Origin of the sequence: Actinokineospora sp. UTMC 2448 (assembly GCF_024760565.1) — a bacterium.
GTDB lineage: Bacteria > Actinomycetota > Actinomycetes > Mycobacteriales > Pseudonocardiaceae > Actinokineospora > Actinokineospora fastidiosa.
Window position 1 is genome coordinate 4,360,265 of record NZ_CP031087.1, and the last position, 11,790, is coordinate 4,372,054.

9 protein-coding genes are annotated in these 11,790 nt (G+C 73.6%); 8 read left to right on the plus strand and 1 reads right to left on the minus strand.

From position 1 onward, the window contains the following. Positions 1–305 precede the first annotated feature (305 nt). The 5 genes from Actkin_RS19810 (at position 306) to Actkin_RS19830 (ending at position 7,531) form a co-directional block, all read left to right on the plus strand. Entirely contained in the window at positions 306–3,155 is a 2,850-nt protein-coding gene (locus tag Actkin_RS19810; protein WP_258903751.1) for an alpha/beta fold hydrolase, read from the plus strand. Continuing rightward, positions 3,152–4,156 (plus strand): ABC transporter permease, encoded by a 1,005-nt coding sequence (locus Actkin_RS19815; RefSeq protein WP_189211008.1) that lies wholly within the window; start codon positions 3,152–3,154, stop codon positions 4,154–4,156. Before Actkin_RS19810 ends, Actkin_RS19815 begins: the two co-directional genes overlap by 4 nt. A gap of 4 nt (positions 4,157–4,160) precedes the next feature. Beyond that, on the plus strand, positions 4,161–5,243 hold the full coding sequence (locus Actkin_RS19820) for a J domain-containing protein (protein WP_258903752.1): 1,083 nt from the start codon (positions 4,161–4,163) through the stop codon (positions 5,241–5,243). Positions 5,244–5,283: 40 nt separating this feature from the next. Then, complete coding sequence (locus tag Actkin_RS19825; protein ID WP_258903753.1) at positions 5,284–6,444, plus strand: helix-turn-helix domain-containing protein; 1,161 nt, start codon at positions 5,284–5,286, stop codon at positions 6,442–6,444. Positions 6,445–6,541: 97 nt separating this feature from the next. Next, a complete protein-coding gene (locus Actkin_RS19830) occupies positions 6,542–7,531 on the plus strand; it encodes a helix-turn-helix domain-containing protein (RefSeq protein WP_258903754.1) in 990 nt (329 codons plus the stop codon). A 514-nt stretch (positions 7,532–8,045) separates the two neighbouring features. On the opposite strand, the gene Actkin_RS19835 is transcribed toward Actkin_RS19830, so the two are convergent. Then, a complete protein-coding gene (locus Actkin_RS19835) occupies positions 8,046–8,249 on the minus strand; it encodes a hypothetical protein (protein ID WP_189211012.1) in 204 nt (67 codons plus the stop codon). Between the two features lie 259 nt (positions 8,250–8,508). On the opposite strand from Actkin_RS19835, the gene Actkin_RS19840 reads away from it, so the two are divergent. From Actkin_RS19840 to Actkin_RS19850, 3 genes are all read left to right on the plus strand, one after another. Next, positions 8,509–9,744, plus strand: coding sequence for an Rv0361 family membrane protein (locus Actkin_RS19840; RefSeq protein WP_189211013.1), 1,236 nt, complete (start codon positions 8,509–8,511; stop codon positions 9,742–9,744). A gap of 131 nt (positions 9,745–9,875) precedes the next feature. Beyond that, a complete protein-coding gene (locus Actkin_RS19845) occupies positions 9,876–10,373 on the plus strand; it encodes a hypothetical protein (protein WP_258903755.1) in 498 nt (165 codons plus the stop codon). 214 nt (positions 10,374–10,587) lie between these two features. Beyond that, positions 10,588–11,784: an Rv0361 family membrane protein gene (locus Actkin_RS19850; RefSeq protein ID WP_258903756.1), complete on the plus strand. Its 1,197-nt coding sequence runs from the start codon at positions 10,588–10,590 to the stop codon at positions 11,782–11,784. Positions 11,785–11,790 lie beyond the last annotated feature (6 nt).

Sequence of the window (11,790 nt, forward strand, 5' to 3'; positions counted from 1 at the left end):
ACCTCCGGTGTTCGGGCACATGCGAACAACCGGAGGTCTCTTCCGCCGGGTGTCGACACCCGACCGCCGGCCCCGGAGCCCGATTACGGCCCGTGTTGACGAGATCGGCGCGAAGGAATACTCCCCTCCGACAGCCCCGGGCTCGGGGCCAGATTGATTGTTGCCTGTCCAAGCACAACGCACCAGTCGGGGGTATGCGTTCCCGGGTTGGCGTTGGTCACACGGATCACAGCCCATCACCCCAGCGTGAGCGGGTCGCCACCCGCTGGGAGGACTCTCAGCGAACTTCGCATAACGTCGCACCCGTGCCCTCCATCCCACGTCCACGACCCCGCCAGGTGGCAGCGGGCGCGCTGGTCGCCGCGCTCGCGGCGGCGGGCGTCGTCTGGCTGAACACCGGTGACGAGCCGCCGCCGGTGGCGACCGCCGACCAGGTGGTCGACGTGCCCGGCGGCCCCGGCGAGGCGCCGACGGTGCGCCTCGACACCCGGCTGTACCTGCCCGAGACCACCCCCGCCCCGGCCGTGCTCGTCGCGCACGGCTTCGGCGGCAGCAAGGAGAGCGTCGACGACGACGCCATGGAACTGGCCCGCCGCGGCTTCACGGTGCTGACCTGGTCGGCCCGCGGGTTCGGCCGCAGCACCGGCCGCATCGGGCTCAACTCCCCCGAGCACGAGGTCGCCGACGCCCGCGCCCTGGTCGACTGGCTGGCCCAGCGCCCCGAGGTCGTCACCGACGGCCCCGGCGACCCCAGGGTCGGCGTCACCGGCGGGTCCTACGGCGGCGCGCTGTCGCTGCTGCTGGCGGGCACCGATCCCCGGGTGGACACCCTCGTCCCGCTGATCACCTACAACGACCTCGGCCAGGCGCTGGTGCCGAACTCGGCCCAGCGCGAGCCGGTCGACGCGGGCACGCCCGCGGTCAACGCCTTCGCCGACGACGGCGTGTTCAAGCGCTCCTGGGCGGGCATCTTCTTCGCCGCGGGCATGGGCGGCGCGGGCCTAGCCGACCCGGCGGGCGACGCGGTCGAGGAGGGCACCGAGGACGACGACGCGGCCGAGGCGGCCGCCGCGCAGGCGGTCAACGGGCCCGGCCCGCGCGGCGGCGGCCAGCAGGCGCCCACGGACCCGTGCGGCCGGTTCACCCCCGCGGTGTGCGCGGCGTACGCGCAGATCGCGCAGACCGGCCAGGCCGACGAGGCGACGATGGCGCTGCTGCGGTCGGTCTCGCCCGCGACCGTCACCGGCCGGATCACCCAGCCGACGATGCTGGTGCAGGGCGAGCAGGACACCCTGTTCGGCCTCGACCAGGCCGACGCGACCGCGCGGCAGCTGGCCGGGCCGGTCAAGGTCGTCTGGTACACCGGCGGCCACGACGGCGGCAGGCCGGGGCCGGAGCTGCGCGCCGAGATCGGCGAGTGGTTCGACTTCCACCTGCGCGGCATCGGCTCCGACCCGGGCACCGGGTTCGAGTACGCCGTGCAGGGCGCGCTGCGGGCGCAGGGCTCGCCGTCGGTGCGCACGGTGACCGCGCCCGCGTACCCCGGCGTGGGCGGCGCGGCCCCGGTGCAGCGGCGGCCGGTGCCGCTGGCGGGGCCGGAGCAGGTCGTGGTCAACCCGCCGGGCGGCAACCCGGCGTCGATCAGCAGCATGCCCGGGCTCGGCTCGGTGATCGGCAGCTCGTCGCGGCTGGCCGGGCGGCTCGCCGTCGACCTGCCGGGCCAGTCGGCGCGGTTCCGCAGCGAGGCGATGACCCAGCAGCTGCTCATCGCGGGCGCGTCGACGGTGCGGCTGCGCGTGTCGGCCGTGCCGGGCACCCCGCCGCCGCCCGGCGGCGCGGTGCTGTTCGCCAAGGTCTACGACCTCGACGCCAACGGCGTGCGCACGCTGCCGGGCTCGGCGGTCTCGGCCTTCCGGGTGCCGGACCTGCCCGCCGACGGCACGCCGGTCGAGGTGACGGTGACGCTGCCGGGCATCGTGCGGCCGGTGGAGACCGACCACAGCGTCGAACTGGTCGTGACCACGACCGATCAGGCCTACCAGATGCCCGCGCAGCCCGCGGCCTACCGCGTGGCGCTCGCCTCGGCCGACCTGGCGGTGCCGCTGGTGGCGGGGGTCGGGTCGAGCACGGCGCCGCCCGCCGGTCCGCTGATCGGCATCGCGGTCGTCGTCGGCCTGGTCGGGCTGATCGGGGTCGTGGCGTACGTGCGGCGGCGCAGGGCGGACAGGTTCGAGCCGGACCTGGCCGACGTGCCGCTGGTGATCGAGGACCTGTCGAAGGAGTACCCGGGCGGGCTCAAGGCCGTCAGCGACCTGTCGTTCCGGGTGGAGAGCGGCCAGGTGCTCGGCCTGCTCGGCCCCAACGGCGCGGGCAAGACGACCACGCTGCGGATGCTGATGGGCCTGATCCAGCCGACCGGCGGCACGATCAGGGTCTTCGGGCACAGCGTGCGCCCCGGCGCCCCGGTGCTGAGCCGGATCGGGTCGTTCGTGGAGGGCGCGGGCTTCCTGCCGCACCTGACCGGGCGGCAGAACATGGAGCTGTACTGGGCGGCCACGGGCAGGCCGGTCGAGGAGGCGCACTTCGCCGAGGCGCTGGAGATCGCGGGCCTCGGCGGCGCGGTCGACCGCCGGGTGCGCACCTACAGCCAGGGCATGCGCCAGCGGCTGGCGATCGCCCAGGCGATGCTGGGCTTCCCGGACCTGATGGTGTTGGACGAGCCGACCAACGGGCTCGACCCGCCGCAGATCCACCAGATGCGCGAGGTGCTGCGCCGCTACGCCTCCACCGGGCGCACGGTGCTGGTGTCCTCGCACCTGCTGGCCGAGGTCGAGCAGACCTGCGACCACGTCGTGGTGATGCACCGCGGCAGGCTGGTCGCGGCGGGCACGGTGGAGGACATCGTGGCGGGCGGCGGCGAGGCCACCTTCCGGGTCGACGACCCGGAAGCCGCGGCCGAGGCGCTGCGCGGCGTCGGCGGCGTCGACGGGGTGACCGTCGACGGCGACCTCGTGCACGCCGACCTCGACGGCATGCCGCGCTCGCGCGCGCTCAAGGTTCTGGTGGATGCCGGTGTCGCGGTGGAGCAGGCCGGGCCGCGCCGCCGCTTGGAGGACGCGTTCCTGCAGCTCGTCGGAGAGGAGCCGCAACGATGAGCGACACCAACGGTCGCGCGCCCGACTGGGGCGTGCCGAAGGCGTCCGCCACGGAGGGCCAGCGCTCGGGCCACGAGACCGTAACCACGGTGCACACCGATCCCGACGCCATCAACGACATGGTGGCCTCGGCCTCGCGCGAGCACATCGGGCACGGCAGCGACGGCTCGGTCGACGGGTTCTCCTCCACCCGCACGCTCCCGCTGCGCGTGGAGCTGCTGCGGCAGCTGCGCAGGCGGCGCACGCAGGGCCTGCTCGGGTTCCTGGTGGTGCTGCCGTTCGTGCTGTGGGCGGCGTTCGAGTTCGGGTCGGACAGCTCCAATCGCCGCTCCGGCGGGTTCGTCGACCTGGCCACGGCCAGCGCGCCGAACTTCGTGGTGTTCGTGCTGTTCGCCGCGGGGAGCTTCCTGCTGCCGATGATCGTGGCGCTGTTCTTCGGCGACACGGTGGCATCGGAGTCGTCGTGGTCGTCGCTGAAGTACCTGCTGTCGATGCCGATCCCCCGGCTGCGGCTGCTGCGCCAGAAGGCGATCACGTCCGGGATCCTGTCGCTGCTGGCGCTGGCCCTGCTGCCCGCGGTGGCGCTGGTGGTCGGGATGGTGTTCTACGGCGTCGGCGAGGCGGTCAGCCCGACCGGCGACGCGGTGCCGTTCTCCGACTCGCTGCTGGCGATGCTGTTCGCGGTGCTGTACCTGGCCGTCCACCTGATGTGGGTGGCCGCGGTGGCGCTGTTCCTGTCGGTGAGCACGGACGCGCCGCTGGGCGCGGTCGGCGGCGCGGTGCTGGTGTCGATCCTGTCGCAGATCCTCGACCAGATCACCGCGCTGGGCGACCTGCGGGACTACCTGCCGACGCACTACGCGTTCGCCTGGTCCGACCTGATCTCCACCGACATCGACTGGACGGCGATGACCGAGGGCGCGTTCTCGGCCGTCTGCTACGCGGCGGTGTTCGGCCTTCTGGCGGCAAGGCGATTCGCCCGCAAGGACATCACCTCGTAGTGGAATGATCTCCGCCGTGGACGACGTCGACTACTACGAACTCCTCGGTGTCTCCCGGGACGCATCCACGGCGGAGATCAAGTCGGCGTACCGGGCGCTGGCCAAGGTGCTGCACCCGGACGCGGGCGGCACCTCGGGCACGTTCCGGATGCTGACCACGGCGTACGAGACGCTGTCGCGCCCCGACCGGCGCGCCGCGTACGACTCGGCGACGCCCGACCCGGCGCCGCCCGCGCGCGGGCGGCGCCGGATGTTCCGCGACGAGCCCGCGTGGGTGCCGCCCGCCTGCCGGGTGGCGCCCTCGGCGCTGCCGTGGTGGCACCTGACCAAGCACCAGCCGCGCATCGGCTACGTCCGCACGCCCGGCCACGCGCCCGCCGCCCTGGCGCTGGCCGCGGTGTGCGTGCTGGCCGTGCCGCCGCTGGTGGCGCCGTTCCCGACGTTCCTGGTGGTCGTCTGGCTGGCGCTGGCCGCCGCGGCGGCGGCGGCCGCCGTGCGTCTGGCCCGCGAGTACGCCGCCGCGGTCCGGGGGCACCGGGCGGCGCTGGCGGAGTTCGGCGAGCGCACGGTGTTCGGCGTGGCCGACCACGAGCCCGCGGGCGAGCGGCTGACCGCCGACCTCCTGCGCCGCTACCTGGCCCCGCTGCCCGGCGCCCGCGTCTTCCACGGCCTGTCCCGCCCCGGCTCGGTCTTCGCCGACGTCGAGCACGCCGTCCTGTGCGGCAACCGCCTGGTGCTCATCGAGTCCAAGCTCTGGCTCCCCGGCCACTACGAGTTCGACGACGACGCCGCGATCTGGCGCAACGACCACCCCTTCCGCGGCGGCGAGACCACCCTCCCGGCCACCGTCGAGGCCTTCACCGACCTCCTCCCCGGCGTCGAGATCCGCGGCGCCCTCATCCTCTACCCCAACCGCAGGGGCCCCCTCACCACCGACGACACCCCCGCCCTCGGCGTGTCCCCTGTGGACCCCGACACCTTCGTCCACACCTTCGGCGCCTGGCTGGCAGGCGACTGCGGCCACGTCGACCACCACACCCTCCGCGCCCTCCGCGCCCGCGTCGTCACCACCTCGGACGCGGCCTGACCGGTTTACCCTGGTGCCACGGCGATTCCGGGGAGCGCACATGTCCGACATCGGCAGGCGGTTGCGCCACCTCCGGCACGCCCGCGGCAAGTCCCTCGCCGTGGTGGCGGGCCTGGCGGGCATCTCGCCGTCGTACCTGTCGCGGATAGAGAACGGTCAGCGCGCGGTCGACCGCCGGTCGCTGATCGTGGCCCTGGCGAACGCGCTGGACGTCTCGCCCACCGAACTGGTCCACGAGGCTCTGCCCGTCACCGCCCGGGGCTCGACCGACGCGGCGGTCGACCAGGTCAGGCGGGCGCTGTTGGCCGTGACGATGGGACACCCGGCGGGCGGCGTCGTACCGGTGGCCGTCCTGGCGGACCGCGTGTCGGCGGTGCTGGACGCCCAGCAGCGGTGCGAGCACGACGCCGTCGGCCGGGCGCTGCCGATGCTGATCCGCGACGTGCACGCCAACCCCGACGCCCGGCGTCTTATCCCGTTGCTCCATGTGCAGGGGACGCAGGCGTGGCTGCGGGACGTCGGCGCGCCGCTGGACCTCGGCTGGCAGGCCGCCACGATCGCCCGCCAGGCCGCCGACGCCCTGGACGACCCGGTGCCCCGCGGCCTGGCCGCGTTCGGCGTCGCCCACGGCCTGTTGGCGGCCGGTGCGTATGACCTGGCGTCCGACGTCCTCCGCGCGACCGAGCGCGACACCTCGACCTCCGAGCGCTCACACCTGGCGGGCATGCTGGCCTTCACCGACTCGCTGCTCGCCATCTGCCGCGGAGACAAGGCCGCGAGCGCCGCCGCCCTGGACCACGCCGCCGACCTCGCGGACCACGTCGGCGAGGGCAACACCCTCTGGTTCGGCTTCGGCCCCTCCAACGTGGCCGTCTGGCGGATGGCCGTGGCCCTGGAGGCGGGCGACCACGCGGCCGCGGCGGCCATCGCCACCCAGGCAATCCCCGACGCCATCCCCTCACCCCAACGCCGAGCCGCCTACTGGGCCGACTACGGCCGCGCCCTAGCCCACCTGCCCAACCACCGCGACGCCGCCATCACCGCCCTCCGCCGCGCCGAACAGATCAGCCCCACCCGAGTCCACCACCACCCCTTCACCCGCTCGGTGCTCGCCGAACTCCTGACCACGGCCCGCGCCGACTCGGCAGGCCGCGAACTGCGCGGGATGGCGTATCGGGCGGGTCTGCTCCCGATCAGGTGACATTGCCACGGAGGCAACTCCCTTTCCGGGATCGTCCCTAGCGTCCCTGATCATGACCACCACAGACCGGCGGCGGCCGCCGAGGACACGGGATCGGATGATCGGCGCGCGGCTGCGCGCGTACCGGACCCAGTTCACGCCGTTCACCCTGGAGCAGGCCGCCGAGCAGGCGCAGATGTCCGTCCCGACGCTCAGCCGGACCGAGAACGGCCGCAGGCATGTCACCGTCGAGGACGTCGCGACGCTGCTGACGGTGTATCGGGTTCCGCGCGAACTCCGCACGCCCCTGATCGAGATGGCTCGATCGGGCTTTCAGGACGGTGTCTGGCAGAGCGCGCCGTTGCCGGGATGTCCGATCGATGCCGACGGGATCACCAGTCTGGAGGCGGGAGCGCACCGGTTGACCGACTGGTGTCCGAGCACGATCCCACCGCTGCTGCAGACGCCGGGTTACGCGGCCGCGGTGCTCGGGGCGAGTGGCGTCGATGACATCGAGCGTCACGTCGAGCACCGGATCCGGCGGCAGGAGGTGCTGAGGACGACCGACTACACCGCTTTCGTCCACGCCCCCGTGCTGGATATGGCGGATGATGAGCAACTGGCGCACCTGCAAGCCGTCATCGAGCGGGGTGTCGGGGTGCGGATCGTTCCTGCGCGAGTGTTGACGGTGGGGCATCCCTGGTTGCTGATGGAGTTCCTCGACGATCCACCGGTTGTCCACATCGGACTGCGAAAGGTCGGGATCTACCTGCACGAGCCCGAAGCCGACGGGTACCACCGGCTGCGGGATCGGCTCGACCGCGTCGCCTGGTCCGGGATGGACACCCGGCGGCTGCTCGATCAGGCCAGGTCGACCAGGCCCACCGCGGCCGCTCGGCGGGCGATGGTGGCGCGGGAGTCCTCCGGGAGGCGGTCGACCTCGGCGGAGAGGCGGGACAGGCCGGTGGCGTCCAGGTGGGTCAGCACCGTGAAGATGTCCGACGCCAGTGGCTCCTCCGCGGCGACGGCGGCGGTGACCACGGCGGGGACCTCGGTGTCGGGGACCATGGCGAAGATCTCCGCGAAGCGGGTGTCGTCGTCGCTGTAGACGGCGGTGTGGAGCATGTCGGGGGCCGAGAGTTCGGTGACCAGGGCGCGGAGGGCGGGGGCGGGGAGGACGCCGATGAAGCGGCCCATGGTGACGTAGTCGCCGCGGCGGATCAGTTCGACGGCGACCGCGCGCATCCGGTCGACCGGGAGGGTGGCGAGGATGGCGGCGACGCGGCGGGGGTCGAGTTCGGCGGCGACGTCGGCCAGGAAGGACGGGGACACCCGGGCGGCGAGGTCGACCGCCCGCTCGGGTTCGAGCACGCCCGCCACGCGCGCGCACAGCAGGGGGCCGAAGGCGCGTTGGGCGATCACTGCGGTGATCGCGGCCGGGACCAGTCTGCTCGCGGCCGCGATGCGCTCGAAGACGGCGGCGTTGGCGTCGAAGAGGACGTCGGTGGCGCGCTCGCGGAGTTCGCGGATGTCCTCGGCGGGCAGGTCGGCCAGGTAGGCGAAGCGCTCGGGCGGGTCGCCGAGGAGGCGGGCGAGCTTGACGATCTCCGCGCGGGCGCCGCTCACAGGCCGATCACCTTCCGGACCAGGGGGCGGATCAGCCGGGGCAGCTGTTCGAGCGACTCCTCGGTCGCCGCCATCAGGTGCCTGGTCTGGCGCCGTCGGGCGTCGCGCAGGGCGGCGGCGAGGTCGTCGGCGGCCTCGGCGGGCAGGCCCGCGACGGAGTCGGGCAGCGGCGCCCGGAACTGCCTGCGGAGTTCGTCCACCCGACAACTGTACGCAGAACCGCGCCGGGCCAAACGCGATGACACACAGTGACCAGCCGGGGATCGTCGGGTGATCCCGCGCCGAGGCGGCGAAGGTCACCTTGACCGCGTCCGCCCATGCCTGCGGCCTGCGACGTTGCGGACACCAACGGTCAAAACGGGAACAGACCAGGGCCTTTGGTCCCTGTTGATTACCTTCGCGTTTACATACCGTCCCGGGCACCTCGATATGTACGGCCAGTGAACGTGAGTCGACCGCATGCACGTCTTCATCAGCTATGCCCGACGGGACCAGTCGTCGATCAGCCAGTTGCGCGCGGACTTCGAGCGGTTGGGGCATCCCGTGTGGTTCGACCGGGACCTCGACGGCGGGCAGGCGTGGTGGGACCAGGTCCTGCGGCGCGTGCGCGACTGCCGCGCCCTCGTGTTCGCCCTCTCCCCCGACTCGCTGCGCTCGGCCGCCTGCCTGGCCGAGCTGCGGTACGCGATCGCGCTGCGCAGGCCCGTGCTCGCCGTGCGGGTGCGCCCCGTCGACCGGGACGCGCTGCCGAAGGAGCTGCGCGACACCGAGGTCGTCGAGTACGTCGACCGCACGCCGGAGTCCGTGATCGCCCTGCTCAAGGCGTTCAACGCGCTGCCGATGGCCAAGCCGCTCTCCGGCAGGCTGCCCGCGCCGCCCGCCATCCCCACCAGCTACCTCACCGCCTACCTCGCGCGCATCGACGCCGATGACCTCTCCCCCGCCGAGCAGGACGAGCTGTTCGAGCAGCTCAGCTCGCGGCTGACGTCGGCGGAGTTCCCCGCGGTGTGGGACCTGCTGGTCCGGCTGCGCGGCCGGGCCGAGCTGACCCCGCTGGTCGCGGTGAAGATCGAGCGGCTGCTGGCCCCCGGCTGGCGGCCGGACCCGCGCGGGCGCTTCGACGCCCGGCACTGGGACGGGCAGGTGTGGACGACGCTGGTCCGCCAGGGCGACCGCGAGTTCAACGACCGCAACTCGCCCCCGGCGTCGTCGGCGCACTTGCCGACCGCGCTGGAGGACACCGGCACCGACGAGCTGCCGCTGGCGCAGGGCAGGCACGCCGACCCCGAGCCCAAGCCGCGCCGGGGCCTGCCGCTGCTGGTGGCCGCGGGGGTGCTGGTGCTGGGCGGCGGGGCGACCGGCGGGGTCATCTGGGCGGGCTCGGGCCCGGACCAGGACGCCGCCACCAACGTCGCCCGCAACTTCGTCGACGCGGTCAACACCCGCGACGAGGCCGCCATGCAGCGGTTCGTGTGCGGGCGGGACGCCACCGAGAACGCGCACCTGTACCGGGGCTTCCTCGAGACGGCGAACGTCACGCTGGAGAGCGTCGACGTGTCCGGCGCCGACCCGAGGTTCACGGTCCTTGCCGCGCGCACGTCCGGCAACTCGTCGGTGAAGCTGAACATCCCGCTCGCCGAGGAGGACGGCGAGTGGAAGGTGTGCGACATCAGCCGGGCCCTGTCGGGGCGCTGACCGCTCGTCCGATCGGGCGGTTGTCGCCGCGACCGGTCTCCGGCACACTCCGCTGCGGTGGGCCGGAATTCCCGCCCATTTCGGACTGGGGAGTCGGGATGCGATTACCTGCCGGTTTATCCGCGCGCGTCATGACGGTCGCCGTCGCCGTGGCCGCCGCTGTCGGCGTCACCGTCCCGCCGAGCGCGGCCGCCGAGCCCGCGTCGCCGGGCGGCAGGTACTGCGCGTCCCTCGTCGGCCGCGCGCCGGAGGGGCCGGGCGCGGTCTCCCCCGTCATCGACCGCGCGTGCTCGGACACCTCCCGCGCCGACGCCCGCGCCCGCCTGCGCGGGGCGCGCGTGGAGACGCAGGCCAGGGCGCTGCTCGTGACCTGGTACACCGCCATCGACTACGGCGGCTTCTCCGAGGACATCTACGGCGACTCCGGTCCGTGCGACCGCCGGGGGTACCGGCTGGACATCTGGCAGACGTACTGGCGGAACAACCTGAGTTCGGTGATCGGCACCGTCCAGTGCAACCGGTCCCTGTTCTCGAACAACGTCAGCGCCGACACTTTCTGGCTGCCGGTGCCCTATCTCGGCAAGTACAACGACAACGTTCACCAGATGCACGTGTACTACTACAGCTGAATGGCAGCCGACTTGCCGAGACCCATTTCACCGGGAAGCATGCTGACGCAGGGCCTATCCTGGGCCTGATGGACCGTGAGCGACAGCCGGGCGATCCCCACCGCTGGGCTCGCGGCGCCCGGCCCGGACGGTCGCCGGTCCCGCTGGCGGACGACCGGGTCGCCGCCTGCGGAGGGCAGCAGCCAGGGGGGCGGCCGAGCCGGGTGTTCGGTCGTTGATCGCGGAGTTGGTCATGCACGTGTTCGTCTGCCACGCGGCCCCCGACCGGGACGCCGCCGCCCGATTGCGCGCCGACCTGGCGCAGATCGGCAGGCAGGTGGCGCTGGACAGAGGCGAGCCGAACGGTCCCCAGTGGTGGGACACGGTGCTGTCCCGCATCCGGCGGTGCGGGGTCTTCGTGTTCGTCGTCTCACCGGACTCGGTGCGCTCCCCCGGCTGCCTCGCCGAGCTGCGCTACGCCGCGGCGCTGGGCAAGCCGCTGGCCGCGGTGCGCCTGGGCGCCGCGAAGTTCCCCGCTGAGCTGGCCGACGCCGCGGTGATCGACGCGGGCGGAAGCACCGCCGAGCGCATCCCCCGCCTGCGCGCGACGATCGACGCCTTCCCCCCGCCGGGCCCGCTGCCGCAGCCGCTGCCGCCGGAGCCGCCCGTGCCGTACCTGGAGGTGTACCGGTCGCGGCTGGACCAGCCGGTGCTCGACCAGACCACGCAGCTGTCGATCATGACCGACCTGCGCTCGCGGCTGCTCGACCCCAAGCAGCGGGCAGGCGCCTGGTCGCTGCTGGTGGGGCTGCGCAGGCGCCCGGACGTGGCGCCCCCGGTCGCCGCCACGCTGGAGAACATCCTGGCCCCGGGCTGGCAGCCGGACCCGGAGCGCCGGGTGGAGCGGCGCTACTGGGACGGCCAGGCCTGGACCACGCTGGTCCGCCACGACGGCCGCGAGTTCAACGAGCGCCGCACCCCGCCGCCGGAGACGACCTGGGAGGCCGACACCCCGGCGCCCGCCGCCCACCGCCGCGCGAGCGCCCCTCGCACGACACCGCGGCGCAAGACGCGCTGGGTGCTGGTCGGGCTGGCCGTCGCGGTCACGGCCGCGGGCGGCGCGGTCGCGGCCCTGGTGCTGCCCGGGGTGACGGCCGCCGACGACGACCCGGTGAAGGCGGCCCGGACCTTCGTCGACGCCGTGAACACCGAGGACGTGGCCGACCTGCGCGCGGTGACCTGCGAACGCGTCCGCGGGCAGGCCGTCGACGTGTTCGTCGACCTGGGCCCGCTCACCCTCGAACAGGTCAACGAGAGCACCGACCCGGTGACGTTCACCGTCGTGACCACCAACGTCGTCGGCGGCGCACTCGAACAGCGCGTGTTCCCGCTGATCCGCGAGTCCGGCGAGTGGCGGGTCTGCGCGCCCTGAGCGCGC